At 74.1% G+C, this 25322-nt stretch carries 23 protein-coding genes; 16 read left to right on the forward strand and 7 right to left on the reverse strand.

Annotated elements, in window-relative coordinates; translation table 11 throughout:
- Positions 1–8: 8 nt before the first annotated feature.
- Together OOT42_RS03215 and OOT42_RS03220 are read right to left on the reverse strand one after the other, a co-directional pair.
- Positions 9–782, reverse strand: a complete 774-nt coding sequence (locus OOT42_RS03215) for an HAD-IIA family hydrolase (RefSeq protein ID WP_202924250.1) — start codon at positions 780–782, stop codon at positions 9–11.
- Positions 779–1540 carry a VTT domain-containing protein gene (locus OOT42_RS03220; RefSeq protein WP_273653515.1) on the reverse strand — a complete coding sequence of 254 codons (762 nt, stop codon included), beginning with the start codon at positions 1538–1540 and terminating at the stop codon, positions 779–781. Before OOT42_RS03220 ends, OOT42_RS03215 begins: the two co-directional genes overlap by 4 nt.
- Positions 1541–1662: 122 nt before the next feature.
- Between OOT42_RS03220 and OOT42_RS03225 the strand changes: the two genes are divergently transcribed.
- The 8 genes from OOT42_RS03225 to OOT42_RS03260 all read left to right on the forward strand — a co-directional run bounded on the left by OOT42_RS03225 (position 1663) and on the right by OOT42_RS03260 (position 10188).
- Positions 1663–2688, forward strand: a complete 1026-nt coding sequence (locus tag OOT42_RS03225; RefSeq protein WP_273653516.1) for a LacI family DNA-binding transcriptional regulator — start codon at positions 1663–1665, stop codon at positions 2686–2688.
- 328 nt (positions 2689–3016) lie between these two features.
- A complete protein-coding gene (locus OOT42_RS03230) occupies positions 3017–4321 on the forward strand; it encodes an extracellular solute-binding protein (RefSeq protein WP_273654769.1) in 1305 nt (434 codons plus the stop codon).
- A gap of 45 nt (positions 4322–4366) precedes the next feature.
- Entirely contained in the window at positions 4367–5317 is a 951-nt protein-coding gene (locus OOT42_RS03235) for a carbohydrate ABC transporter permease (protein ID WP_423775998.1), read from the forward strand.
- Positions 5314–6255: a carbohydrate ABC transporter permease gene (locus OOT42_RS03240; RefSeq protein ID WP_273653517.1), complete on the forward strand. Its 942-nt coding sequence runs from the start codon at positions 5314–5316 to the stop codon at positions 6253–6255. The genes OOT42_RS03235 and OOT42_RS03240 overlap by 4 nt, the downstream gene beginning before the upstream one ends.
- A gap of 85 nt (positions 6256–6340) precedes the next feature.
- A complete protein-coding gene (locus OOT42_RS03245) occupies positions 6341–7882 on the forward strand; it encodes an alpha-N-arabinofuranosidase (RefSeq protein ID WP_273653518.1) in 1542 nt (513 codons plus the stop codon).
- A 67-nt stretch (positions 7883–7949) separates the two neighbouring features.
- Complete coding sequence (locus OOT42_RS03250) at positions 7950–8804, forward strand: SDR family oxidoreductase (protein ID WP_273653519.1); 855 nt, start codon at positions 7950–7952, stop codon at positions 8802–8804.
- The gene (locus tag OOT42_RS03255; protein WP_273653520.1) at positions 8801–9493 is read left to right on the forward strand and encodes a GNAT family N-acetyltransferase; all 693 of its coding nucleotides are present in this window, start codon (positions 8801–8803) and stop codon (positions 9491–9493) included. The genes OOT42_RS03250 and OOT42_RS03255 overlap by 4 nt, the downstream gene beginning before the upstream one ends.
- A complete protein-coding gene (locus OOT42_RS03260; protein WP_273653521.1) occupies positions 9490–10188 on the forward strand; it encodes a TrmH family RNA methyltransferase in 699 nt (232 codons plus the stop codon). Before OOT42_RS03255 ends, OOT42_RS03260 begins: the two co-directional genes overlap by 4 nt.
- A 60-nt stretch (positions 10189–10248) precedes the next feature.
- On the opposite strand, the gene OOT42_RS03265 is transcribed toward OOT42_RS03260, so the two are convergent.
- Together OOT42_RS03265 and OOT42_RS03270 are read right to left on the reverse strand one after the other, a co-directional pair.
- The gene (locus tag OOT42_RS03265; RefSeq protein ID WP_273653522.1) at positions 10249–10902 is read right to left on the reverse strand and encodes a response regulator; all 654 of its coding nucleotides are present in this window, start codon (positions 10900–10902) and stop codon (positions 10249–10251) included.
- A complete protein-coding gene (locus OOT42_RS03270) occupies positions 10899–12017 on the reverse strand; it encodes a sensor histidine kinase (RefSeq protein WP_273653523.1) in 1119 nt (372 codons plus the stop codon). The genes OOT42_RS03265 and OOT42_RS03270 overlap by 4 nt, the downstream gene beginning before the upstream one ends.
- 141 nt (positions 12018–12158) lie before the next feature.
- Here OOT42_RS03270 and OOT42_RS03275 point away from each other — a divergent pair, with 141 nt between their 5' ends.
- Positions 12159–14138, forward strand: a complete 1980-nt coding sequence (locus tag OOT42_RS03275) for a serine hydrolase domain-containing protein (RefSeq protein ID WP_273653524.1) — start codon at positions 12159–12161, stop codon at positions 14136–14138.
- Positions 14139–14257: 119 nt separating this feature from the next.
- Positions 14258–15277 (forward strand): class II fructose-bisphosphate aldolase, encoded by a 1020-nt coding sequence (gene fbaA, locus OOT42_RS03280; protein ID WP_273653525.1) that lies wholly within the window; start codon positions 14258–14260, stop codon positions 15275–15277.
- Between the two features lie 125 nt (positions 15278–15402).
- On the opposite strand, the gene OOT42_RS03285 is transcribed toward fbaA, so the two are convergent.
- Positions 15403–15840: an STAS domain-containing protein gene (locus OOT42_RS03285; protein WP_273653526.1), complete on the reverse strand. Its 438-nt coding sequence runs from the start codon at positions 15838–15840 to the stop codon at positions 15403–15405.
- 113 nt (positions 15841–15953) lie between these two features.
- Here OOT42_RS03285 and OOT42_RS03290 point away from each other — a divergent pair, with 113 nt between their 5' ends.
- The gene (locus tag OOT42_RS03290) at positions 15954–18083 is read left to right on the forward strand and encodes an ATP-binding SpoIIE family protein phosphatase (protein ID WP_273653527.1); all 2130 of its coding nucleotides are present in this window, start codon (positions 15954–15956) and stop codon (positions 18081–18083) included.
- A gap of 132 nt (positions 18084–18215) precedes the next feature.
- Here the strand turns inward: OOT42_RS03290 and OOT42_RS03295 are convergent, their stop codons facing one another.
- Positions 18216–18581, reverse strand: coding sequence for an STAS domain-containing protein (locus tag OOT42_RS03295; protein WP_273653528.1), 366 nt, complete (start codon positions 18579–18581; stop codon positions 18216–18218).
- A gap of 192 nt (positions 18582–18773) precedes the next feature.
- Here OOT42_RS03295 and OOT42_RS03300 point away from each other — a divergent pair, with 192 nt between their 5' ends.
- Entirely contained in the window at positions 18774–19202 is a 429-nt protein-coding gene (locus tag OOT42_RS03300) for a DUF3151 domain-containing protein (RefSeq protein WP_273653529.1), read from the forward strand.
- 179 nt (positions 19203–19381) lie between these two features.
- A complete protein-coding gene (locus OOT42_RS03305; RefSeq protein WP_162353053.1) occupies positions 19382–20668 on the forward strand; it encodes an adenylosuccinate synthase in 1287 nt (428 codons plus the stop codon).
- A 95-nt stretch (positions 20669–20763) separates the two neighbouring features.
- Here OOT42_RS03305 and OOT42_RS03310 read toward each other — a convergent pair whose 3' ends face one another.
- Positions 20764–22221 carry an MFS transporter gene (locus OOT42_RS03310; RefSeq protein ID WP_273653530.1) on the reverse strand — a complete coding sequence of 486 codons (1458 nt, stop codon included), beginning with the start codon at positions 22219–22221 and terminating at the stop codon, positions 20764–20766.
- 77 nt (positions 22222–22298) lie between these two features.
- On the opposite strand from OOT42_RS03310, the gene OOT42_RS03315 reads away from it, so the two are divergent.
- The 3 genes from OOT42_RS03315 (at position 22299) to OOT42_RS03325 (ending at position 25320) form a co-directional block, all read left to right on the forward strand.
- Positions 22299–23042 (forward strand): winged helix-turn-helix domain-containing protein, encoded by a 744-nt coding sequence (locus OOT42_RS03315; protein WP_273653531.1) that lies wholly within the window; start codon positions 22299–22301, stop codon positions 23040–23042.
- A gap of 265 nt (positions 23043–23307) precedes the next feature.
- A complete protein-coding gene (purD, locus tag OOT42_RS03320) occupies positions 23308–24603 on the forward strand; it encodes a phosphoribosylamine--glycine ligase (RefSeq protein ID WP_273653532.1) in 1296 nt (431 codons plus the stop codon).
- 42 nt (positions 24604–24645) lie between these two features.
- Entirely contained in the window at positions 24646–25320 is a 675-nt protein-coding gene (locus OOT42_RS03325) for a DUF5701 family protein (protein WP_273653533.1), read from the forward strand.
- Positions 25321–25322 lie beyond the last annotated feature (2 nt).

A 25322-nucleotide genomic window follows, 5' to 3' on the forward strand; every position in this document is an offset into this window, starting at 1 on the left:
GGGACGCGTCAGACGCGGTCGACGAGGTCCTGGACGGAGTCCGCGATCTCGCTCGGGCGGAACGGGAAGCGCTCGACGTCTTCCCGCCGGGTGGACCCGGACAGCACGAGGATGGTCCGCAGTCCCGCCTCGATCCCGGCGACGACGTCGGTGTCCATCCGGTCGCCGACCATGACGGTCGTCTCGGAGTGCGCGTCGATCCGGTTGAGCGCGGACCGGATCATCATCGGGTTGGGCTTGCCGACGAAGTAGGGCTGGCGGCCGGTCGCGGCGGAGATCATCGCGGCGACGGCACCCGTCGCGGGCAGGTCGCCCTCGGCGGACGGGCCGGTCACGTCGGGGTTGGTCGCGATGAACCGCGCGCCGCCCTGGATGAGCCGGATGGCCTGCGTGATCGCCTCGAACGAGTACGTGCGCGTCTCCCCGAGGACGACGAAGTCGGGGTCCGACGACGTGAGCGTGTAGCCGGCCTCGTACAGCGCGGTCGTGAGCCCGGCCTCGCCGATCGTGTACGCGGACCCGCCGGGCATCTGGTCGGTGAGGAACTGCGCGGTCGCGAGCGCGGACGTCCAGATGGCGCGCTCGGGGACGTCGATGCCGCTGGCCCGCAGGCGCGCGGCGAGGTCGCGCGGCGTGAAGATCGAGTTGTTCGTGAGGACGAGGAACGGGCGGTCCCCGTCGCGCAGCGCGGTGACGAACTCGGCGGCGCCCGGCAGCGCGGTGCCCTCGTGCACGAGGACGCCGTCCATGTCGGACAGCCAGGAGCGGATCTCCCGCGTCACTCGCCGAACGCCTTGCGCTCGACCGCCTCGCGCTCGGACTGCTCGTCGTAGCGGGTGTCGCGGCCGTCCGCGTCGAGGGGCGCCTTGGCCCGCTCGCGGCGCGCGCGCCACATCTCGACGCCGATCGGGATGACGGAGAAGAGCACGATGAGGACGAGCAGCGGCTCGATGTTCTCGCGCACGAAGGGGATGTTGCCGAGCAGGTAGCCGAGCATCGTCACGCCGACGCCCCACAGCAGCGCCCCGACGGCGTTGTAGGAGACGAAGGTGCGGTAGCGCATGTTGCCGACGCCCGCGGCGACGGGGGCGTACGTCCGGACGATCGGCACGAAGCGCGCCACGATGATCGTGCGGCCGCCGTACTTGTCGAAGTACGCGTACGTCTGGTCGATGTACGACTTCTTGAAGAAGCGCGAGTCGGGCTTGTTGAAGACGCGCGGGCCGAGCCGTCGTCCGATGAAGAACGCGGTCTGGTCGCCCAGGAACGCGGCGAGGAACAGCAGCCCGCACAGCGCCCAGATGTTGATGTGCACGGGGAACGTGTCCTGCGCGACGAGCGCGCCCGCCGTGAACAGCAGCGAGTCCCCGGGCAGGATGGGGAACAGCAGGCCGGTCTCGATGAAGATGACGGCGACGATGCCGATGACGACCGCGGTCCCGAACGAGGAGATCATGTGGTCCGGGTCGAGGAAGTCCGGCCCGAGCGTGGCGACGGGGCCGGCGGCGTGCAGGGCGGCCCCGAGGGTCGTCGTCAGCATGGCGTCCAGGGTACGTGCCCGGTCGTGCCCCGGACGTGCGTCCCTGTGTGGGAACGGTGTGGACCGCGACGCGAGGCCGCCGGGACAATGAGCGCCCACCGGCGCCCGAGGAGAGGTCGACGATGCGGTCCACCGTGAAGGACGTCGCGCTGCGCGCGGGCGTGTCCCCGAAGACGGTGTCGAACGTCATCAACGGCACCGCGTTCGTCCGGCCGGAGACGCGGGCCCGCGTCGAGGCGGCGCTCGCGGAGCTCGACTACGTGCCCAACCTCGGCGCGCGCGGCCTGCGCAACGGCCGGTACGGGCTCATCGCGCTCGCGCTCCCCGACCTGTCGACCGCGTACTCGGCGGAGGTCGCGCACCACTTCGTCGAGGAGGGCCACGCGCGCGGCTGGAGCGTGCAGATCGAGGAGACGGCCGCCGAGCCGCAACGCGAGCGTGCGCTGTTGTCGCGGGCCCGCTCGCACCTCGTCGACGGGCTCGTGCTCAACCCGGTCTCGCTCGCGGACTCGGTCGTCGACGAGCACGTGGCCCGCGGACCGCTGCCGCCCACCGTGCTGATCGGCGAGGTCGAGCAGGACCGGACCGACCAGGTGGGTGTCGACTCCGTCGCGGGTGCCCGGGACATGACGGAGCACCTGCTCGCGACCGGCTTCCGGCGCATCGCCGTCGTGGGGGCTCCCGGGCACGCGGAGACCGCCGCGGCGCGGCAGCGGACCGAGGGGTACCGGCGCGCGCTCGCGGACGCGGGCGTCGCGCACGACCCCGCGCTCGAGCTGTCGACGGCGCGGTGGACGGCCGACGAGGCGCGCGACGCCGTGCGGGCGTTCCTCGACGAGCACGCGACGCCCGAGGCCTTCTTCTGCTTCACGGACTCCATGGCCCTCGCGGTCGTCCACGTCCTGTGGGAGCGCGGGCTGCGGGTGCCCGACGACGTGGCCGTCGCGGGCTTCGACGACGTCGAGCCGAGCCGGTACGCGGTGCCGCCGCTGACGACCGTGTCGTTCGACCTGCGGGCGTTCGCCGCGACGGCCCTGGACCTGCTGCGCGACCGCATCGACGATCCCCACCGCGCACCCCGCCGCCTCACCGTCCCGCACCGCGTGGTCGTCCGCGCGAGCACGACGCGCTCCGCGACCACGCGCTGACGTCGGGTCCGGGCGACGGCCGCGGGAGGTCTCCACGTGCCCGCGGCCCGCGCGCGAGGGGCCTCGGCGATGTGTCCGGTTCACGGCGTGGCGTCCCGCTTGCCGAGGCGTTTCAACGATGTAATGCTCACGACTGGTCCTGCCACGGCCAATCCCGCGGACGGCGTCGAGCCGTCCCCGAGCCGACGGTGGCAGGACCTCGACACGTGTCTCACGAAGGAGTGACGGCATGACCGATCGCCACGGGCCCCCGCGCGGCCCGGTCCCCTCCACCCCCGCGCTCGACCGCGCCGGGTTCGTCGTCCCCGGCCGCTCCGGACCGCCCGGCATGACGCGTCGGCAGATGCTGCTCGGCTCCCTCGCGGCGATCGGCGGTGTCGCGGCCGCCGGCGCGCTCGCGGGCTGCGCGTCACCCACCGCCGCCGCGGACGGTGTGCGCGAGCTCGCGTTCTGGCACCTGCTGTCCGGCGGCGACGGCATCAACATGGCCGGCCTGGTCGACGACGTGAACGGCCTCGACCATGGCTACCGAGCGACCCAGACCGTGCTGGCCTGGGGTGCGCCGTACTACACCAAGCTCGCGATGGCGAGCGTCGGCGGGCGTGCCCCGGACACCGCGATCATGCACGCGTCGCGCATCGCCGGGTACGCGCCCGGCGGCCTGCTCGACCCGTGGGACCTCGACCTGCTCGCCGAGTTCGACGTCACCGAGCAGGACTTCCTGCCGCGCGTCTGGGAGAAGGGTGGGCTCGACGGGACGCAGTACTCGATCGCGCTCGACTCGCACCCGTTCGTGATGTTCTACAACACCGACGTCGCCGAGCAGGCCGGCGTGCTCGGGACCGACGGCCAGCTCGCGCCGATCGAGGACGCCGACCAGTTCCTCGAGGTCGCGCGGGCCATGCAGGGCGTCACCGGCAAGCACGGCCTGTCGTACGGGTACCTCGGCGACGGCGCGCAGATGTGGCGGCTCTTCTACACGCTCTACAAGCAGCACGACGCGCCGTTCGACCTGTCCGGCAGCCGTGCGGAGGTCGACACCGACGCCGCGGTCGAGTCGCTGGAGTACATCCAGACCCTGCTCGACGGCACGATCTGCGCGCCCGACGGCGACTACGGGACGGCCGTCGCGGAGTTCATGTCGGGGGAGAGCGGCATGTTCTTCACCGGTGTGTGGGAGCTGCCGACCGCCAAGAAGGCCGGCCTCCCGTTCGACGCGATGCCGATCCCGACGCTGTTCGGCACGCCCGCCGCGTACGCGGACTCGCACGCGTTCACGTTGCCCCACCAGTCGGACCCCGACCCGGAGCAGCGCCGCGCCACGTACCGGTTCGTCGCGGACATCCTGCAGAGCTCGTTCGCGTGGGCCGAGGCCGGGCACATCCCCGCGTACCAGCCGGTCGTGCAGAGCCCCGAGTACCAGGACCTCGTCCCGCAGGCGCACTACGCGCCCGCCGCCGAGATCCTCAACTACGACCCCGAGGCCTGGTTCACCGGATCCGGCAGCGACTTCCAGAACTACTTCCTCGAGACGGTGCAGAACGTGTACCTGAACGGCGCCGACCCGGCCGAGGGCTTCGGCGCCTTCGTGCGACGCGTCGACGTGCAGCTCTCCAAGCCGAACCCGGTCTGACGCCCGTCCTGCCGACCTGACCGCCCGATCCGACGAAGGAGTCCGATCGTGTCCTCTGCCGCAACCGCCGCCCCCGGCCGCACCCGGCCCGGGTCGACGACGTCCGAACGGTCGGTGACCCGCGCGCAACGGTCGCGCGACACCCGCATCGGTTGGCTGTTCGTCGCGCCGTTCGTCGTCGTCTTCGCGATGTTCCTGCTCTGGCCCCTCCTGCACGGGTTCTACCTGTCGTTCACCGGTGAGTCGATCACCGGCTCCGGCGGCGCGTTCCTCGGCCTCGACAACTACGCCGAGGCCCTGCGTGACCCGATCATGTGGCGCTCCATGCTCAACACGCTGTGGTTCACCGTGCTCTCCACGGTGCCGCTCGTGCTCGTGGCGCTCGTCATGGCGCTGCTCGTGTTCCAGGGCCTGCCCGGCCAGTGGCTGTGGCGGCTGTCGTTCTTCATGTCGTTCCTGCTGGCGTCGACCGTCGCCGCGCAGTTCTGGATCTGGATGTACAACCCGCAGCTCGGGCTCGTGAACTACCTGCTGAGCGGCCTGGGGATCGAGGGACAGGCCTGGTTGCAGGACACGAAGTGGGCGATGCTCGCGGTCGTCGTCGAGACGCTGTGGTGGACCGTCGGGTTCAACTTCCTGCTCTACCTGACGGCGCTGCAGAACATCCCCGAGCAGCAGTACGAGGCGTCCGCGCTCGACGGCGCCGGCCGCTGGCGGCAGCTGTGGTCCATCACGATCCCGCAGCTCGGGCCCACCACCGTGCTCATCGTGATCCTGCAGATCCTCGCGTCGCTCAAGGTCTTCGACCAGATCTACATCATGACGCAGGGCGGCCCCGGCGGTGTGACCCGCCCCGTCGTCCAGTACATCTTCGAGTCCGGCTTCACCGGCTACCGGTTCGGCTACGCGTCGGCGATCGCGTACATCTTCTTCGCGGTCATCATCATCGTGTCGCTGGCGCAGGTCGGGTTCACGTCGCGGAGGAACGCCCGATGACCACCACCGTCGCCCCCCAGCCCAACGCCGGAGCCGCCGGCGTCGTCGGTGGCCGTCGCCGCCGCCCCCAGGGACGCTTCGCGCACGCCGCCGGGCTGCGCGTCGGCGAGCGGTTCGCGAGCCCCGGTCGCATCCTCGCGATCCTCGCGCTCCTCGTGCTGGCCGTGTTCTGGCTCCTGCCGTTCCTGTGGGCCGTGTTCACGTCGTTCAAGTCGGAGACGTCCGCCGCGGCCACGCCCGTGTCCTGGTTCCCGCCCGACGGCTTCACCGCCGACGCGTACGCGAGCGTGCTGCGCGAGGGGAACATCCCGCTCTGGACGTGGAACAGCCTGCTCACGGCGGTCGCGATCACCGTCGTCACGCTGGTCGTGTCGTCGCTCGCGGCCTACGCGCTCGCGCGCATCGACTTCCGCGGCCGTAGGTGGCTGTTCTGGGTGATCATCGCGTCGATCATCGTGCCGCCGCCGGTGCTGATCGTCCCGCTGTTCTACGAGATGCTCGCGCTCAACCTCGTCGACACGTACTGGGCGATCATCCTGCCGCAGGTCGTCCACCCGGCCATGGTGTTCGTGCTCAAGAAGTTCTTCGAGCAGGTGCCCGTGGAGCTCGAGGACGCGGCCCGGATCGACGGCGCGGGACGCCTGCGGGTGTTCTGGTCGATCGTGCTGCCGCTGTCGCGGCCCATCCTCGCGGCCGTGTCGATCTTCGTGTTCATCGCCGCGTGGAACAACTTCCTGTGGCCGTTCATCATCACGAGCGACTCCTCGCTCATGACCCTGCCCGTCGGTCTGCAGACGGTGAAGAGCGCGTACGGCCTGCAGTACGCGCAGACGATGGCGTCCGCCGTGCTCGCGGCGCTCCCGCTGATCGTCGTCTTCCTGTTCTTCCAGCGGCAGATCATCAAGGGCTTCTCGACCACCGGCTTCGGCGGTCAGTGACGTCCGCGGCGGCGGCCCGGTCCACCCGCCGGGCCGCCGCCCTTCCCGCACCGCACGCACGACCCGCAGCACCCTGAGGAGACCCATGACCCAGGCACGACTCGTCCTCGACCGCGACTTCACCGTCGGGGAGGTGCCCCGCCGGATCTTCGGCTCGTTCGTCGAGCACATGGGCCGCTGCGTGTACACGGGCATCTACGAGCCCGGGCACCCCGCGGCCGACGCGCAGGGGTTCCGCACCGACGTGCTCGACCTCGTCCGCGAGATGGGCGTGACCGTCGTGCGCTACCCGGGCGGCAACTTCGTGTCCGGCTACCGGTGGGAGGACGGCGTCGGGCCCGTCGACCAGCGGCCCCGGCGGCTCGACGGCGCGTGGCACACCGTCGAGACCAACGCGTTCGGGCTGCACGAGTTCGTCGACTGGGCGCGTGTCGCGGGCGTCGAGGTCATGGAGGCCGTCAACCTCGGCACGCGCGGCGTCGAGGCCGCCCGGCAGCTCGTCGAGTACGCCAACCACCCCGGCGGCACCGCGCTGTCCGACCTGCGCGCCGCGAACGGCCACCCCGAGCCGTTCGACATCAAGCTCTGGTGCCTGGGCAACGAGATGGACGGCCCGTGGCAGATGGGCGCCAAGACGCCCGACGAGTACGGCCGGCTCGCGCAGGAGGCCGCCAAGGCCATGCGGCTCGTCGACCCGACGATCGAGCTCGTCGCGTGCGGGTCGTCGAACTCCGGCATGCCGACGTTCGGCACGTGGGAGCAGACCGTCCTGCGGCACGCGTACGAGTACGTCGACTACGTGTCGCTGCACGCGTACTACCAGGAGGACGAGGGCGACCACGCGTCGTTCCTCGCGTCCGCGGTCGACATGGACCACTTCATCGAGTCCGTGGTCGCGACTGCCGACGCCGTGCGCGCCGCGGGCAAGCACACCAAGCGCATCAACCTCTCGTTCGACGAGTGGAACGTCTGGTACCAGCGCGGCAAGGACACGCCCGACCAGCCGCACGTCATCGAGCGCGAAGGCGTCTGGCAGGAGCACCCGCGGATCATCGAGGACGAGTACAACGTCACCGACGCGGTCGTCGTCGGGACGTTCCTCAACTCGCTGCTGCGGCACGGCGACCGCGTGAAGGTCGCGAACCAGGCGCAGCTCGTCAACGTCATCGCGCCCATCCGCTCCGAGCCCGGGGGGCCCGCGTGGCGGCAGTCGATCTTCTGGCCCTTCGCCCGGATGTCGGCGCTGGCCCGGGGTTCGATCCTGCGCGTGGCGGCGACCTCCGACCAGTACGACGCCGGGAAGTTCGGTGACACCGACCTCGTCGACGCCTCCGCCACCTGGGACGAGGAGCACGGGCGCGTCGCTCTGTTCCTCGCGCACCGTGGCCTCGACGCGGCCGCCGACGTGACCGTCGACCTGCGCGGCTGGACGGGTGCCCGCGTGACCCGCGCCGAGGTGCTCACCGTCCCCGAGGGCGGCGACCGGTTCACCGCGAGCACGCAGGACCGCCCGGACGCGGTCGGCCTGGCGCCGCTCGACGGCGTGACGGTCGACGGCTCGACCGCGACGGTCCGCCTGCCCGCGCTGTCGTGGGCGGTCGTCGAGCTCGACGTGACAGCGGCCTGACGCGCCGCGCCCGCACCCGTCCCGCTGCTGGTCGTCGGCGGGGGGAGGGCAGCGGCATGATCGGGGCATGACGCAGCGGACGGTCGTGGTCGTGGGAGGGACGGGGCTCGCGGGGCGGGCCGTCGTCGAGGAGGCGCTCCGGCGCGGTCACCGCGTGCGGTCCGTGTCGCGGCACGTCCCGCCGGCGGCCCGTCAGGTCGTGGGGGCCGAGTACGTCGCCGCCGACGCGGTCGCGGCCGACGCACCCGAGCGGCTCGGCGCCGCGTTCGACGGGGCGGACGTCGTCGTGGACACCGTCAACGGCGAGACGCCCGCGACCGTGAAGGTGCTGACGGCCGGGGCCGCGTCGATCGCGCTCGCGGCGCGCGACGCGGGGGTCGGCCTCGCGGTCGTGCTGTCCATCGTCAACGTCGACCGCGGCACCGCGATCGGGTACTACCGCACCAAGGTCGCGCAGGAGCGCGTCTACCAGGCGAGCGCCGTCCCGACGACCCTGCTGCGCGCGGCCCAGTTCCACGACTTCTTCGACCGGTTCTTCGGCCGCCCCACGCTCCTGGGCGCGCTCAGCCGCGTCGGCACCGTGCCCTACCTGCGGGGCGCCCGGCTCCAGCCGATCGACGTCGCCGACGTCGCCCGCGCGGTCGTCGACGTGTCCGCGGGCCTGGACGCGCCCCTTGACGGGGAGGCGCGCGACGAGGGCGAGCCGGGGCGCCGCACGGTCACCGTCGCCGGCCCGGAGGAGCTCGACGGCGCCGACCTCGCACGCCGCTGGGCCGCCGCGCACCACAGCCGACGCGTTCCGGTCGGCGTCCCCCTGTGGGGCTGGGGCGCGTTGTTCGCGTCCGGCGACGCGACCGCCCCCGACGGGCGCTACGGGCGCGTGACCTACGACCAGTGGCTCGCCCGGACGGCCGGGGCATGAGCCACGGCCCGCGTGGCCCGCTCCACGACGCGCCCCCTGGCGACGAGCGCAACACCGTCGCGCCGCACGACCCGGCGCGCGGTGACGGCCCGCGCGCGCCGCACGACGCGGTCCCCGGCGAGGCGGGTGCCCACGTCGTGCTCCGCGACGCGGTGCCGGGCGACGCGACGCGACTGGCGCAGATCTGGTCGACCGGGTGGCACGACGGCCACGACGGGCACGTCCCCGACGAGCTGGCCCGACTCCGCACCGCGCAGTCGTTCGTCGACCGCGCCCCCGGCCTCGTGCTCGACACCCGGGTCGCGGTGCTGAGCGGGGAGGTCGTGGGGTTCGCCACCACGGTCGGCGACCAGGTCGACCAGGTGTACGTCGACGCGAGCGCGCGGGGGACCGGTGTCGCCGCGGCGCTGCTCGCCGACGCGGCCCGCGTCGCGGCCGAGGCCGGGCACGCGCACCCGTGGCTCGCCGTCGTCCCCGGCAACGCGCGCGCCCGTCGCTTCTACGAGCGTCACGGCTGGACCGACGAGGGGCCCTTCGACCACCGCGTCGAGGTCGCGCCCGGCGTGACCGTCGACGTGCCGTGCCGGCGCTACCGCCTGACCGGGGGCGGCGCTCCCACGTCGGCCGCCGCGACGGCCACGTCGCCCACCGCGACCACGGTCCCCGGCACGGGCACGGGCGACGCGTGACGCACCACGACGAGCCCGCCGACGACCGCCCGGCGGACGCCGCCGCGGACGTCGGTGTCGGACCCTGGCCGGGCGGCCCGGACGCGTGGCCGCGCGACCCCGCGACGGGCCGTCTCGACCCGCGCTACGACGTCGACCTGCTCGCGCACGGCGACCGGCGCAACGTCGTCGACCGGTACCGCTACTGGACGGTCGAGGCGGTGGTCGCGGACCTCGACACCCGGCGGCACCCGTTCCACGTCGCGATCGAGAACTGGCAGCACGACCTCAACATCGGCTCGGTCGTGCGCACCGCGAACGCGTTCCTCGCGGCCGAGGTGCACGTCGTCGGGCGCCGCCGCTGGAACCGCCGCGGCGCGATGGTCACGGACCGCTACCAGCACGTCCGCCACCACGCGACCGTCGACGACCTGCTCGACTGGGCGGCCACGGCCGGCCCGGACGGCGGGCAGCTGCCGGTGCTGGGGGTCGACAACCTGCCCGGCTCGGTGCCGCTCGAGGGCTACCCGCTGCCACGCGCGTGCGTGCTCCTGTTCGGGCAGGAGTCCGTCGGCCTGTCCGACGCCGCCCGCGCCGCCGCGCAGGACGTCCTGCACATCGCCCAGTTCGGCTCGACGCGCTCGATCAACGCGGGCGCTGCCGCCGCGATCGCGATGCACGCGTGGGTCGCGCAGCACGCGGGGAGCGCGTCCTGACGCGACGAGCCCGACCCGGCCCGACCGGGCGGCGGCGCGGCTCGCGGTCCGGGCGCCCCGTCAGTCGACGAGGCCCGCGCGCAGCGTGAGGATCGCGACCTGGACGCGGTTCGTCACGCCGAGCTTCTCGAACAGGTGCGTGACGTGGCTCTTCACGGTCGCCTCCCGCAGGTCCAGGAGGGTCCCGATCTCGGCGTTGGACCGTCCGCGCCCGATCTCCACGGCGACCTCCCGCTCACGTGCGGTGAGCGCGTCGAGTCGCTCGAGCGACTCGGCCCGGCTCCGCGACCGCTCGTGCGTCACGACCCGGGCCAGGACCCGGGGGACGACGGTCGGCGAGAGCATCGCGTCGCCCGCCGCGGCGCGTCGGACGGCCTCGACGAGGTCGTGGGGCGGGGTGTCCTTCAGCAGGAACCCCGACGCCCCGGCTGCGAGCGCGCCGAACACGTCGTCGTCGGTGTCGAAGGTGGTGAGCACGACGACCGCGGGCGGCGCGTCGAGCGCGTGGATCGCCGCGGTCGCGGCTGTGCCGTCGAGACGCGGCATGTGCAGGTCCATGAGCACGACGTCGGGGCGGTCCCGGCGGACGGCGTCGAGCGCGGCCCGCCCGTCGGCGGCCTCGCCCACCACGGTCAGGTCGGGTGCGGTCTCCAGGATCATGCGGAGACCGGCGCGCACGAGGTGCTCGTCGTCCACGAGCAGCACCGTCGTCATCTCGACGGTTCCCCGGTGCGCTCGTCGAGCCACGGGACGACGGCCCGGACGCGCCAGCCGCCGCCCGGGTCGGGCCCCGCGTCGAGCGTGCCGCCGACGAGCCGCACGCGTTCCGCGAGGCCGGCGAGCCCCGACCCGGAGCCGGGCAGGTCGAGTGCCGGTCGCTGCGGCCCGGAGTCGTCGACGGTCACCGTGACCTGCCCGTCGTCCCGGCGGACGGACACGGTCGCCCGACCGCCGGGCGCGTGCTTGCGGGCGTTCGTCAACGCCTCTCGGGCGACGCGGTGCACGACGCGCGCGGTCGGGGCCGGCAGCGTCCCCGCGTCGTCGTGCAGCGTCACGAGCTGGCCCGCCCGGACCGCCTCGGCGACGACCGCGGCGAGGTCGCCGGGCGGCTCGTCGTCGGCGCCGCGCAGCACGCCGAGGACGGCGCGCAGGTCGTCGAGCGCCTCGCGGGCGGTGACGCGGATCAGCACGGCGCCGTCCCGGACCTGGTCGGCCTCCGCGCCGGGCCCGACCTCGAGCGCGCCCGCGTGCAGGGCGATCAGGCTCACCTTGTGCGCGAGGACGTCGTGCATCTCCCGCGCGATGCGGGCCCGCTCGTCCGCGCGCGCCTGCTCCGTGCGCAGCTCCTGCTCGACCGCCCGCTGCCGGGCCTCTCGGGCGGACTCCGCGTCGCGTGCGGCCCGCAGGTCGCGTCGGGTTGCGACCGCGGCACCGACCCCGGCCACGGCGGCGGTCACGAGGAGCGCCGTGAGGGCGTCGTCGACGTCGAGCCGCCCTTCGTCGATCCACCACCAGCCGACGAGACCGGCCCACGCGACCGCGACCGACGCCACCAGACGCCGCGCGGACGTGGACGCCGCGGCCGCCCAGAGGCCGACGGCGAGCGGCAGGGGGTTCCCCGAGAGCGCGTAGGCGGCGGCCGCGACGGACACGGCGGTCGTCGGGTGCGTGCGGCGCAGCGGGACGGCCGCGGACCCGAGCGTCCCCGCGACCGCGACCACCCCGGCCGGCACGGCCGACCAGCCGCCGCGCACGGCCATCACGGTCAGCGCGAGCGACACCACGACGAGGACGGTGTCGACCAGCACGCGGACGCGGGACGGTGACATGGGCCCAATCTAGGGACGCCCCGGCCGGGGTGGGTCCGACCGTCGTCGGTCGTCCGTGCCGGCGCGCACCGACTTTCGTCGGTCGACGAACCCTCCGACGCTCCGACGCGGCCGGCACGCACCGCCGCGGACGCTGGAGGCATGCGCTCGCTCCTGCCCCTCGTCCTCGTGTCCGCCACGGCGGCTGCCGTGGTGGCGGCCGGCCCGTCCGCCGCTGCGCCGCCGTCCGCCATGCCGCACGACCCGGCCGTCACTGCGCCGCCGTCGGCCGTCCCGCACGCCCCGGCCGTCGCCCCGGCCGCGACCCGCGCGGCGCTGGCCGAGCAGGCGTGCGCGCCCGTCACCGACGACGCCCTCGACGCCGTGCTCGGCGGGCTCCCTGCGGAGCTCGCCCGTGACGGTGTCCCCGGAGCGGTCGTGTCCGTCGTCGCGGGTGGGCGCACCGTGCGGGCGGAGGGGTTCGGCGTCGCCGACACCGCGACCGGCGCGCCGATGGACGCCGACCGCTCGCTGGTCCGCATCGCGTCGATCACGAAGCTCTTCACCGCGACCGCGGTCATGCAGCAGGTCGAGGCGGGGCGGCTCGCCCTCGACGACGACGTCAACGCGCACCTCACGGCGTTCACGGTCCCGACGGCGTTCGGCGAGCCCGTCACGGTCCGGGACCTGCTCGACCACACCGCGGGCTTCGAGGAGCGCGGGATCGTCATCGGGGCGCGCGCGGCGGCGGACGTGCGGCCCCTCGGCGAGACCCTCCGGCGCCACCTGCCCGCCCGCATCTACCCGCCCGGCGAGGTCGCCGCCTACTCCAACTGGGGTGCGGCGCTCGCGGGCCACCTGGTCGAGCAGGTCAGCGGGGAGCCCTACGACCGGTACGTGCGAGCGCACGTCCTGGAGCCGCTGGGCATGACGCGGACCACGGCTGCCGAACCCGTCCCGGACGGGCTCGCCGCCGACCTCGCGCACAGCTACGACTCGGAGGTCGTCCCGCCCGAGGCGATCCCGTTCACGTTCGACCGCCTGCCCCCCGACGGCTCGGTGAGCGCGACCGCGGCCGACATGGCGCGCTTCGTGCAGGCGCACCTCGACGGCGGTGGTCCGGTCCTCGGGGAGCGCACGACCGCGCTCATGCACACGCGCTCGTTCACCGCCGACGACCGTCTCCCCGGCTCCGCGCACGGGTTCCAGGAGCGGTTCGTGCGGGGCCACCGGCTCCTCGTCCACGACGGGAGCTGGGAAGGGTTCCAGTCGGCGCTGGTCCTGGTGCCCGCGTGCGGGCTCGGCATGTTCGTGTCGTTCAACGCGACCGGTGGGGCGCGCACGCTCCCGGACGTCGTCGAACGCTTCACCGACCGCTTCCTGCCCACGCTCGACGGAGCGACGCCGTCGCCCCCAGCCGCGGCGTCGGCGCTGCCCGCGCACCCGGCTCCGCTGCTGCGCGCAGGTTTCTACACCCGGACCCGGCACAACGAGTCGAGCGTCGAGCGGCTCCTCGTGCTGCTCGACCAGTCCCGGCTCCGCGTCGCGGACGACGGGACGGTCGCGTTCGCGGGGACGACGTGGACGGCCACGGCCGACGGGCTGCACCGCTCGCCCGACGGCGGGATGCTCGTGCCCGTCGACGGTCGCACCGGGCGCCACTACGTGGTGACCGACGGCCCGGACCACGTCCTGCTGGCCGCGGCGGACACCCTGCCGGTGAACCTCGCGGTCCTGGCCGTCGCGGTGGTCGTCTCCCTGAGCGCCCCCGCCGTCGTGGGCGTGCGCCGGCGGGCGCGCCGACGCCGGTCCGCGACCGCGCCGCGGTGGCGTGCGGCACGGTTCCTGACGGCGGCGGCGAGCCTCGGCGGGACCGCGTTCCTCGTGGCGCTCGGCGCGGAGCTCGTCGGAGACTCGTCGGAGTTCCTGTACGAGGTCCCGGCGTCCTTCCGCGTCCTGCTCGGCGGGGGCGTCGCCGTGCTCGCGACGGCGGCCGCCGGCGCGGTGCTCACGGCCCTGGCATGGCGGGGGTCCGGCGCGACGCGCGCCGCTCGCGTCCACCAGGTCGTGCTGCTCACCGGGCTCGTGGCGCTGACCTGGTTCCTCGCCCGCTGGAACCTCGTCGGCTGGCAGCTCGGCTGACGCGGGTGGCGCGAGCGTGCGCGGGGGGCCGTCCCGTGGGTAGGACGTCCCGACCGGCCCTTTGCCGAACGGTGGCAAACTGTGGGCGACACCGCCCTACGAACGCAGGAGTGCTGCAGATGGCCATCGCCACCCCCGAGGTCTACGCCGAGATGATCGACCGGGCGAAGGCGGGCAAGTTCGCCTACCCGGCCGTGAACGTCACGTCGTCCCAGACCGTCACCGCCGCGCTGCAGGGCTTCGCGGAGGCCGAGTCGGACGGCATCCTCCAGGTCTCCGTCGGCGGCGCGGAGTACGCGTCGGGCGCGACGGTCAAGGACCGCGTCGCCGGCTCGATCGCGCTCGCCGCGTACGCGGCCGAGGTCGCCAAGGGCTACGGCATCACCGTCGCCCTGCACACCGACCACTGCGTCAAGAAGAACCTCGACTCGTGGGTCCGCCCGCTGCTCGCACTGGAGGCCGAGCAGGTCAAGCGCGGCGAGAACCCGACCTTCCAGTCGCACATGTTCGACGGCTCGGACATCCCACTGGACGAGAACCTCGTCATCGCCGCGGAGCTCCTCGAGCTCTCGCAGGCAGCCCGCACGATCCTCGAGATCGAGGTCGGCGTCGTCGGCGGCGAGGAGGACGGCCACGAGGCCGAGATCAACGAGAAGCTCTACACGACGGCCGAGGACGGTCTCGCGACGGTCCGCGCGCTCGGCGTCGGTGAGAAGGGCCGCTACCTGACGGCCCTCACGTTCGGCAACGTGCACGGCGTCTACAAGCCGGGTGCGGTCAAGCTGCGCCCGTCGATCCTCGCGGACATCCAGAAGGCCGTCGGCGCCGAGGTCGGCAAGGAGTCGCCGTTCGACCTCGTGTTCCACGGTGGTTCGGGCTCGACGGCCGAGGAGATCGCCGAGGCGGTCGACAACGGCGTCATCAAGATGAACATCGACACGGACACGCAGTACGCGTTCAGCCGTCCGGTGGCCGACCACTTCTTCAAGAACTACGACGGCGTCCTGAAGGTCGACGGCGAGGTCGGCAACAAGAAGGCCTACGACCCGCGCGCGTGGGGCAAGCTCGCCGAGGCGGGCATGGCGCAGCGCATCGTCGAGGCGGCGCAGCAGCTCCGCTCGGCCGGTCACAAGCTCTGACGCACTGACGACGACGGGCCCCGACCACGCGTGGTGGTCGGGGCCCGTCGGGCGTTCGGGGGACGTGCCGACGTGTTGGGCGCGGTGCGTCGAGGACCCGTGCGCGGGGCGCCGGCGCGGCCCGGTCAGGCCGTCGTCGGCCCGTTCGTCACGGGGGCGTCGCCGACGGGCTGGAAGTCCGAGTCGTCGGCGTCCTCGACCACGTCGAGCAGCTCGCCGATGCGCGTGACCTCGAGGAGGAAGCGCACGGTCGGCGGGACGCGCAGCAGGCGCACCCGGTGCTGGCTGCGGATCGACAGCCGGGCGAGGAAGGCCACGCCCGACGAGTCCATGAACGTCACGTGGTGGGCGTCGACCTCGATCGGCAGACCCACCTGCTCGGCCTCGGCCGTCGCCTCCTGCAGCTCCGGCCCGAGGTCGGCGTCGACCTCGCCCGAGAGCACGATCCGCGTCCGGTCGGTGCCGACGATCACGTGGACCGCACCGGGTTCACCCACGACGCGACCGGCCACGTCGTCGGGCGTCGCCGACTCGTCCGGGTTGCTGCTGTTACCGTCGCGCACAGTGCTCCTTCTGGTGCCGGCCTCGAAGGCGCGCCATCGACTGCCTCGACGGTTCGCCCGTTCGGCACGCTAGACGATCGGAGGTGGTGGTGGTCAACTCCCACGCGGATCCGATGTCGGGCGGACTGCCCGCCACGGCACCGTCCGGGACGCTCGACCTGCACGCCCGCGCCCTGGCCGCGACGGTCGTGCCGATGGGCCTCTTCGAGTCCCGGGACGCGGTGCTCACCGCGGTCTGGGTGAACGCGGCGTTCGAGCGGTCGGTCGGGTACGGGCTGGAGGGTGCGCACGACCGCGAGCCGGCCATCCGCACCGAGCTCGCGCGCGACCCGGTGCGGGCGGCACAGCTCGCGGAGGCCCTGCTCGCCCGGCAGCCCTTCTCACCGACGTTCGAGCTGGACCGCGGCGACGGCACACGGTTCGTCTGCCAGGTCCACCTGTCGCCCGTGCCGGTCGCGCACGACGAGCCCGAGTACTGGGTCGCGGCGTTCCAGGACATGACCGAGCAGCTGTCGCACGACGCCGAGCAGGCCGCGCTCGTCGAGGCGGAGCGTCGCGAGCGCCGCAGCCTCGGCCTCATCGCCCAGGTGTCGGACCTGCTGATGGACGTCGACGACCCGCACGCGCTGCGCGAGATCGCGATGGTCCTGCGGCACGCCGTCGTCGGCTGGGCGGGCTTCTACCTCAACGACCGCGGGCTGCGGGCCGCGGACGGCATCGACGGCGGGCCGGGGCGTGGTCACCGCGGGGACGCGTTCCGCACCGCCGCCCGCGGGCCGCGCCCCGACGCGCCCGACGTCGTCCAGATGCTGCTCGACGGCGAGCGCGACCGGCCCGTCGAGCTGGCGCTCGACGCCGGGTACGCGTGCGGCAGCGCGTCCGAGTGGCTCGCCCAGCACGTGCGCGCCGGGGCGCTGCACCCGGACGGCGGGGCGCCGGCGTCCGAGGGGGCGCACGCGGTTGTCTTCCCCGTGCCGGGGCGTCGACGGGTGCTCGGCCTCATGGCGGTCGTCCCGCGCGACGAGGGCGGCCTGCGCGCCGTCGAGCCGTCGGCGATGACGATCCTCGAGCTGACCGCACGACGCGTCGGGCTCGTGCTCGACAACGCGCGCCTGTACGACCGCGAGCACCGGCTCGCCGAGACGCTGCAACGGTCGATGCTCCCCGAGCAGGCCGAGGTCGACGGGCTCGACGTGTGGACCTACTACGCACCCAACTCCGAGAACGTCCAGGTCGGCGGTGACTGGTACGACGTCCTGCAGATCTCGCCGGACGTCGCGGGGGTCGTCATCGGCGACGTCGTGGGGCACGACGTGGAGGCCGCGGCGGCCATGGGCCAGCTGCGGTCGGTCGTGCGCTCCTACACGTTCGACATCACGACGCCCGGGCCGGTGCTGGAGCGCGTCGACCAGCTCGTCACGGGCATGCGGATCCCGCGCTCGGCGGGTCTCGTCCTGTCGACCCTGACCCGCCGCGCGCAGGGCTGGCAGCTCGCGTGGTCCCGAGCCGGTCACCTGCCCGTGCTGCACGTGCGCGACGGCGTCGCCACCGAGCTGCGGGACGCCGGCGGCGCGCTCATCGGGTTCGGCGACGGGGTCCGCACGACGAGCACGCTCGACCTCGCCGAGGGCGACGTCCTCGTGTACTACACCGACGGGCTCATCGAACGACGCGACCGCGGCCTGCGGGACGGTCTCGCAGCGCTCGCGGGCGTGGCGTCCCGCATCACGGCGCGCGACGCCGCGGGCATCGGCGAGGAGCTCCTGTCCCGGCTCGCGGACCACCCCGAGGACGACGTGGCCGTCGTGGTCGTGCGCGTCCCCGACCCGCGCGACCACCTGGAGCGCGCGCGCAGCCCGCGGCGGCGGCGCTGGTCGCTGCCGAACGAGCCGGCGTCGATCGGGCGGGCCCGCCACGCCGTCGTGCGCACCTGCCAGGCGTGGGAGATCCCCGACGCGGCCAACGCCGAGCTCGTCGTGTCCGAGCTCGTCGCCAACGCCGTGCTGCACGGGTACGGCCACGTGTCGCTGCAGCTCTACGACACGGGCGACGGCCTGCGCATCGAGGTGGAGGACGGCAACCCGGCCCCGCCCGTCGCGACCGACGGCCACCCCGGGCGCGTCGGCGGCTTCGGCATGCAGATCGTCGAGCGGCTCGCCGACTGGGGCTGGCGGCAGTCGCGCGGCGGCAAGCTCGTGTGGGCGAAGGTGCGGCCGGGAAGCCTGCCGGCCACGGGTCGCTGACGCGCGTGGCACAGCCGCGTCGGGTCGCTGACGCGCGTGCGCAGCCCCGCGAGGTCGCTGACGCGGCGGCGCAGGGCGCGCGAGGTCGCTGGCGCGAGTGGCGGGGCGCGGTGGGCCGTGCGCCGCGAGAGGTCAGTGCGCGGGGGCGCCGTCGGGCTGGACGACGTCCGGCTCGGTGCCGTGCGCGCAGCGGTGGTCGCCGTCGATGCGGAACAGCTCGGTCGCGCCGCAGATCTCGATGACGAACAGGTCGCGCGAGTCCGCTCCGCGCAGCACCGTCGCGCCGCCGCGCTTGCGGCTCGCGTCGGCGAGCGAGATGAGGAACGCGGCCCCCGTCGAGTCCATGAAGGTGACGCCGCACATGTCGATCACGAGCAGCTGCCGGCGGAGCCCGACGACACGGGCGGCCACCTCGGGGAACTGGTCGCGTTCCGCGAGGTCGAGGTCGCCGGTGATGACGAGCGTGGTCGTCGTCGCCGACGTGGAGATCTCGATCATGGACATCCACCGGGTTCGGGGGGTCACCCAGCTCCTGCGGGGCGCCGGGAGGGGGTCCGGCGGCTCGACTGTAGTTGCGCTCCCACGGTCCCGCATCCGCAGCACCTGGACGCGCGACCGGTTCGCCCCGTCCGGGCGGGGATGTCCCCCGGACGGACCACACCGCACGCCCGTCGGGGAGAGACTGGCCCCATGAGCCACGAGAACCTCCTCGACGGACCCGCCCCGACGCACCTGCCCGAGGACGGCCCCGACGCGGACGCCCGCGCCGCGCTCGCGGCGGGCTCGGCGCCGCGCGACGTCGTCGGCGTCGCGCCCGCGTCGTCGCTCGTGTGGGCGCTGCTCGCCGAGCGTGCGCTCGCCGACGAGGGCGACCCCGTCGCCGCGTACGCCTACGCCCGCACCGGGTACCACCGGGGCCTCGACGCGCTGCGCCGGGCGGGCTGGCGCGGCCGCGGTCCCGTGCCCGTCGACCACGCCCCGAACCAGGGGTTCCTGCGGGCGCTGCTCGCGCTCGCGGAGGCGGCCGAGGCGATCGGCGAGACCGACGAGGCGCAGCGGTGCGCGCAGTTCCTGGTCGACTCGGGGACGTCGGTCGAGGAGGTCGCCGGGCTGCGCTGACACCGCACCGGGCACGTCCCGGGTGACGGCCCGGCCATGACCGTTCCTTGACCGTCCGGTACCCTCTCGGAGGTACCGGGTCACTGCCGCCCGTGCCCGGGTCCACGTGCAAGCGCCGCCCTCGTCGGTCGGTCTCCGCCGTGCGTCCCCGCATCGCAGGCAGGTAGGAGTGGTGACAGATGCCTGCAGTGGTGGTGCTCGGCGCCCAGTGGGGCGACGAGGGCAAGGGCAAGGCGACCGACCAGCTCGGCTCGCGCATCGACTACGTCGTCAAGTTCAACGGCGGCAACAACGCCGGCCACACGGTCGTCGTCGGCGGCGAGAAGTACGCGCTGCACCTGCTGCCCTCCGGCATCCTGTCGCCCGGCGTCGTCCCCGTCATCGGCAACGGCGTCGTCATCGACCTCGAGGTCCTGTTCCAGGAGATCGAGGCGCTCGAAGCCCGCGGGGTCGACACCTCGCGCCTGCTCGTGTCGTCGGCCGCGCACGTCATCGCGCCCTACAACCGCACGCTCGACAAGGTCACCGAGCGCTTCCTCGGCTCGCGCCGCATCGGCACGACGGGCCGGGGCATCGGCCCCACGTACGCGGACAAGATCAACCGCGTCGGCGTCCGCGTGCAGGACCTGTTCGACGAGAAGATCCTGCGGCAGAAGGTCGAGGGCGCCCTCGACCAGAAGAACCACCTGCTCGTGAAGGTCTACAACCGCCGTGCGATCACGGTCGACGAGACCGTCGAGGACCTGCTGCGCTTCGCGGACCGCGTCCGCCCGTACGTCGCGGACACGCCGCTCGTGCTCAACCAGGCGCTCGACGCGGGCAAGACGCTGGTCTTCGAGGCCGGCCAGGCGACGATGCTCGACATCGACCACGGCACCTACCCGTTCGTGACGTCGTCGTCGGCGACCGCGGGCGGCGCGTGCACCGGCTCGGGCGTCGGCCCGACCCGCATCGACCGCGTCGTCGCCGTCGCGAAGGCCTACACGACGCGCGTCGGCGAGGGCCCCTTCCCGACCGAGCTCCTCGACGACGACGGCGAGTGGCTGCGCCAGACCGGCGGCGAGTTCGGCACCACGACGGGCCGCCCGCGACGCACCGGCTGGTACGACGCGGTCGTCGTCCGGTACGCGGCGCGCGTCAACGGGCTCACCGACCTGGTGCTCACCAAGCTCGACGTCCTCACCGGCAAGGACCGCATCCCCGTCGCCGTCGCGTACGACGTCGACGGCACGCGGCACGACGAGATGCCCGCCGACCAGTCGGACTTCCACCACGCGAAGCCCGTCTACGAGTACCTCGACGGCTGGACCGAGGACATCACCGGCGCGCGCGAGTTCGACGACCTGCCCGCCGCCGCGCAGCGCTACGTGCTGCGTCTGGAGGAGATCAGCGGCACCCGCATCTCGTCCATCGGCGTCGGCCCGGGCCGCGAGGCGACGATCATCCGCCACGACCTCCTGGCCTGACGTCCCCGCCGCCGCGTCGTCGCGGTCGGCTCGCAGGACGCACGCCGACGGCACCCGCCCCTTCCCGTGGCCGGGTGCCGTCGGTGTCTCCGGCGTCAGGCGGTGGCCTGTGCGAGGGATCGGGGGGCCGGGTCGGCCTCGGTGACCGCCCGGGTGCCGGTCGCGGTGCGCGCGGACGACGGTCGGGCCTCGGCGTCGTCCGCGGCGGTCGTGACGGTCCCGTCGAGGTCGTCGTCGGAGCCCGGGCGGTCGTCGTCGCGCGCGTCGTCCTGCTCGGCGGCGGCGAGGACCGCGGCCTCGGCGGCATCCACCATCCGCTGGCGGACGACGGCCATCGAGCCGAGCGTCGCGAGCACGGCGACCACGGTGCCGCCGACGAACACGGCCTCGAGGCCCCAGGTCTCGGCGACGAACCCGGCGAGCAGCGCGCCGACCGGCATGAGGCCGTAGCCGAGGGTCCGGCCGGCGCCGCCGACGCGGCCGAGCATGGTCGCGGGGACGATCCGCTGGCGCATCGACATCGAGATGACGTTGCCGATGGTGTTGGTGAAGCCGAGCAGGAACAGGGTGACGGCGACGGCGCCGACGCTGCGCACGAGGACGGGCACGATGAGCAGCAGGCTGTTGGCGAGCCAGCAGCCGAGCATGAGCCGCACCTCGCCGACGTGGCGCGTGATCGCCTCGGCGACGACCGAGCCGAGCACGGCGCCGACGGCGAGCGTGGCGGCGAGCAGCGTGTAGTGCTCGGCGCGCATCCCCAGCTGCGAGCCGGGGCCGACGGCCCAGAGGACGAAGACCGCGAAGTAGCCGGTGCTGGCCATGTTCATGAGCGAGCCGGAGACGAGGAGCGGGCCGAGGACGCGGTGCTTGGCGAGGAACGTGATGCCCTCGACGACCTCGCGGCCCGCGCGCTTCCGCTCGGTGGGCGCGTGGCGGTACCGGCCGGGGATGCCGCGCCACAGCAGCACGGCGGCGGCGACGGCGAGCGCGGCGGGCACGCCGAAGACCCAGCCCGTGCCGAGCGTGAGGACCGCGCCCGCGATCGGTGCGCCGACGAACGAGTTGGTGACGGTCTGGACCGCGAGCGTGCGGCCGTTGGCGGCGCCGAGCCGCGAGCGGGGCACGAGGTCGGGGACCAGCGCGCCGGCGGCGAGGTCGGCGAACACCTCGGTCGCGCCGTAGACGAGGGCGATCACCACGAGCGCGGTCATGGTGAGGCGGTCGGTCGCGATGAGCGCGACGGCGGTGGCGAGGACCGCGGCCCGGACGAGCATCGCGACGATCTGGACGACGCGACGGTCCTGCCGGTCGACGAGCACGCCCGCGACGAGGCCCAGCAGCAGCCAGGGGAGCCAGGCGGCCGCGGTGATGAGGGCGATCTGCCCGGGCGAGCGGGTCAGCGTGAGCGCGACGAGCGGGACGCCCATGCCGAGGACGCCGTCGGCGAGGTTCGCGGCGCCCGTGGCGCCGAGGGCGGCGGTGAACCGGCGACCCAACGGCTCGACCGGCGGCTCGACGGGTGCGGCTGCGGCGGGGGAGTGCTGCGTGCTCATCGTGCGCCCCTAGGATCGAAGAGGAAGTTCTGCAAAGAGTTCTTTGCAGAGAAGACTTTGCAAAGGTATCTCTGCATATGGCCGAGCGCAAGACCCCTGCCGACCCGGCGTCCCTCGACGCGACCGAGACCGCGACCGGGACCGCGCCCGAGACCGCGCTCGACGCGCGCGCGGACGCGCCCGACGCGACCGCGGGCCGTGACTCGGCGGCCGGTGACGCCGCGGGGAAGCCGTCGATCTTCGCCGAGCGCCCGATCGGCCCCGAGGCCCTCAAGGCGCTCGCGCACCCGCTGCGGATCGCGATGTACAACCTCCTGGGCGAGATGGGCTCCTCGACGGCCAGCCGGCTCGGGCGCGTGCTCGGGGAGAGCAGCGGTCAGACGAGCTACCACCTGCGTCAGCTCGAGCGGTTCGGCTTCGTCGAGGACGACCCCGCGCACACCGGCGGTCGCGAGCGGTGGTGGAAGCCCGTCGGGTTCAGCCTCGACGGCAAGATGCTCGAGGACCCCGCGACGGCGCCCGCGGCCCGGATGATGCTCCAGTCCGTCGTGGCCGACCGTGCCGACGTCCTCACCCGCTGGATGAACAGCCCGCGCGAGCCCGAGTGGGAGGACGCGCAGATCAACGACCGCGTCACCACCGAGCTGACGCCGGCCGAGGCGCACGACCTCATCGCCGCGGTGCAGGCCGTCATGGACGAGCACGTCGAGGCCGCGAAGGCCCGGAAGGACGCGGGCGAGACGACCGGTCGACGCCGTTACCGCATCTACCTCGACGCGCTCCCGCTCCCGGCCGACGACCCGGAGCCCCCGACCGCCTGACACCGGAGCCCCCGCCCGACGTGCACCGCCCGTGCGGCGGGGCGACGCGGGCCTCGTCGCCCCCCTCGCGTGATGCCGCCGGCGACCCGGGTCCGGTGACCGCTGAAAGGCCCCCGCCGGTCACAGGACCCGGGTCGTCGCGCGGGGGCGGGGTTGTGGCGACGTGATTCCGCACGGGAGGCCGTGGCCGGGCGGGGCCGGGCGGGGCGACCGGTCGTCGGACGGGTGGTCGGCCGCCGCGGACGGCTCGGTAGGCTCGGCGCCCGTGAAGATCCTCGTCGTCGGCACCGGTGCCCGTGAGCACGCCCTTGTCCGCGCACTGTCCCTCGACCCGGCCGTGACGGCGCTGCACGCCGCCCCGGGCAACCCCGGCGTCGGGGCGCTCGCGACGCTGCACGCGGTCGACCAGCTCGACGGGTCCGCGGTCGCCGCGCTCGCCACGGAGCTGGCCGCGGACCTCGTGGTCGTCGGCCCCGAGGCCCCGCTGGTCGCGGGCGTCGCCGACGCGGTCCGCGCCGCCGGCATCCCCGTCTTCGGGCCCTCGGCCGAGGCGGCCCGCCTGGAGGGGTCGAAGGCGTTCGCCAAGGAGGTCATGGCCGCTGCAGGCGTGCCGACCGCCGAGCCGCGCGTCGCGTCGACGGTCGACGAGGTCGAGGCCGCGCTCGACGCGTTCGGCGCGCCGTACGTCGTCAAGGAGGACGGGCTCGCCGCGGGCAAGGGCGTCGTCGTGACGGACGACCGCGCGGTCGCGCTCGAGCACGGGCGCGCGTGCGTCGAGAAGGAGGGCGGCCGGGTCGTCGTCGAGGAGTACCTCGACGGCCCCGAGGTGTCGCTGTTCGTGCTGTCCGACGGTGCGACGGTCGTCCCGCTGGTCCCCGCGCAGGACTTCAAGCGCGCGCTCGACGGCGACGCCGGCCCGAACACCGGCGGCATGGGCGCGTACTCGCCGCTGCCGTGGGCGCCCGACGGCCTGGTCGACGAGGTCCTCGACCGCGTGGCGCGCCCGACGGTCGACGAGATGGCCCGTCGCGGAACGCCGTTCGTCGGCGTCCTGTACTGCGGCCTCGCGCTGACGTCGAAGGGCACGCGCGTCGTCGAGTTCAACGCGCGGTTCGGCGACCCGGAGACGCAGGTCGTCCTCCCGCGCCTGGCGACGCCGCTCGCGGGTGTGCTGCTCGCCGCGGCGACCGGCGCGCTCGCCGACCTGCCGCCGCTGGAGTGGCGCGACGAGGCCGCCGTGACGGTCGTCGTCGCGTCGCACGGCTACCCGGGCACGGTCCGTGGCGGCGACCCGATCACCGGGATCGACGACGCCGAGGCGCTCCCGGGCGTGCACGTCCTGCACGCGGGCACCGCGCTCCGGCAGAACCCCGCGGGCGACGACGACGCGCAGGTCGACGGCGCGCACCTCGTCTCGAACGGCGGGCGCGTCCTGTCCGTCGTCGGGGTCGGCGCCGATCTGGCGGCGGCCCGCGAGGCCGCGTACGCGGGCGTCGCGCAGATCGAGCTCGACGGCTCGCACCACCGCACCGACATCGCCGCGGCAGCCGCCGCGCGCTGACGCGACACCGATGACCGCGACCGCACGACCGGAGGACCAGCGATGACCGCGACGACGCCCCGCACCGAGTCCGTCGGTCCGCCCACGCTCCCGCCGCTCGCCGCGCAGGCGGAACGGCTCGCGACCCTCGGCGTGCTCGAGCTCGCCGGGCTCGACGCCGCGCGCGTGCGGGACGCCGTGGCGACCGTCGACCTCCCGGGCCTGCTCGTGGTCGACCGTGCCCTGGCCCCCGCCTCCGCGCTCGCTCCGCTGCTGCGGCTGGGCGACCGGCCAGGCTTCGTCGTCGAGGACATGACGGACGTCGACGCGTTCGCACCGACCGAGGGCCTCGACGTCCCGGACTCGCCCGTCTACGTCGTGACCGCACCGGACCGCGGCGACGACCTGGGCAACTGGTCGCCCGAGGAGGCGCTGCCGGAGCTCGCCGCGCGCGGCCGCTCGCCCATGCTGCTGACCGAGGGGATGCACTGGGCGCTCCAGGTCCCCGAGGTCGTCGAACGCAGCTTCTGCTACATGACGATCGGCTCGCGGCTGCGCAGGGCGAACGGCACGTACGACGCACGCACGCCCGCGGTGTGGATCTCGCTCGGCACGGGCCGCGACGGCCGCGAGCGCCGCGGGGCGCCGAAGGTCGGCTGGTGCTGGTGGCGCAACCGGCACACGTGGCTGGGTTTCGCGTCGGGCGTCGACCGCGTCGCGGTGCCGCTCGACGCCTGACG

This window comes from Cellulomonas fimi (genome assembly GCF_028583725.1).
GTDB classification, from domain to species: domain Bacteria; phylum Actinomycetota; class Actinomycetes; order Actinomycetales; family Cellulomonadaceae; genus Cellulomonas; species Cellulomonas fimi_B.

Excerpts from the sequence above, each read along its gene's own strand:
- OOT42_RS03265 (WP_273653522.1), bottom strand. The coding sequence starts at position 10,902 with ATGACGACGGTGCTGCTCGTGGACGACGAGCACCTCGTGCGCGCCGGT.
- OOT42_RS03250 (WP_273653519.1), top strand. The coding sequence starts at position 7,950 with ATGACGCAGCGGACGGTCGTGGTCGTGGGAGGGACGGGGCTCGCGGGG.
- OOT42_RS03240 (WP_273653517.1), top strand. The coding sequence starts at position 5,314 with ATGACCACCACCGTCGCCCCCCAGCCCAACGCCGGAGCCGCCGGCGTC.
- OOT42_RS03225 (WP_273653516.1), top strand. The coding sequence starts at position 1,663 with ATGCGGTCCACCGTGAAGGACGTCGCGCTGCGCGCGGGCGTGTCCCCG.
- OOT42_RS03230 (WP_273654769.1), top strand. The coding sequence starts at position 3,017 with ATGACGCGTCGGCAGATGCTGCTCGGCTCCCTCGCGGCGATCGGCGGT.
- OOT42_RS03255 (WP_273653520.1), top strand. The coding sequence starts at position 8,801 with ATGAGCCACGGCCCGCGTGGCCCGCTCCACGACGCGCCCCCTGGCGAC.
- OOT42_RS03310 (WP_273653530.1), bottom strand. The coding sequence starts at position 22,221 with ATGAGCACGCAGCACTCCCCCGCCGCAGCCGCACCCGTCGAGCCGCCG.
- OOT42_RS03290 (WP_273653527.1), top strand. The coding sequence starts at position 15,954 with ATGTCGGGCGGACTGCCCGCCACGGCACCGTCCGGGACGCTCGACCTG.
- OOT42_RS03300 (WP_273653529.1), top strand. The coding sequence starts at position 18,774 with ATGAGCCACGAGAACCTCCTCGACGGACCCGCCCCGACGCACCTGCCC.
- OOT42_RS03270 (WP_273653523.1), bottom strand. The coding sequence starts at position 12,017 with ATGTCACCGTCCCGCGTCCGCGTGCTGGTCGACACCGTCCTCGTCGTG.
- fbaA (WP_273653525.1), top strand. The coding sequence starts at position 14,258 with ATGGCCATCGCCACCCCCGAGGTCTACGCCGAGATGATCGACCGGGCG.
- OOT42_RS03220 (WP_273653515.1), bottom strand. The coding sequence starts at position 1,540 with ATGCTGACGACGACCCTCGGGGCCGCCCTGCACGCCGCCGGCCCCGTC.
- OOT42_RS03245 (WP_273653518.1), top strand. The coding sequence starts at position 6,341 with ATGACCCAGGCACGACTCGTCCTCGACCGCGACTTCACCGTCGGGGAG.
- OOT42_RS03315 (WP_273653531.1), top strand. The coding sequence starts at position 22,299 with ATGGCCGAGCGCAAGACCCCTGCCGACCCGGCGTCCCTCGACGCGACC.
- OOT42_RS03305 (WP_162353053.1), top strand. The coding sequence starts at position 19,382 with ATGCCTGCAGTGGTGGTGCTCGGCGCCCAGTGGGGCGACGAGGGCAAG.
- OOT42_RS03325 (WP_273653533.1), top strand. The coding sequence starts at position 24,646 with ATGACCGCGACGACGCCCCGCACCGAGTCCGTCGGTCCGCCCACGCTC.
- OOT42_RS03275 (WP_273653524.1), top strand. The coding sequence starts at position 12,159 with ATGCGCTCGCTCCTGCCCCTCGTCCTCGTGTCCGCCACGGCGGCTGCC.
- OOT42_RS03295 (WP_273653528.1), bottom strand. The coding sequence starts at position 18,581 with ATGATCGAGATCTCCACGTCGGCGACGACGACCACGCTCGTCATCACC.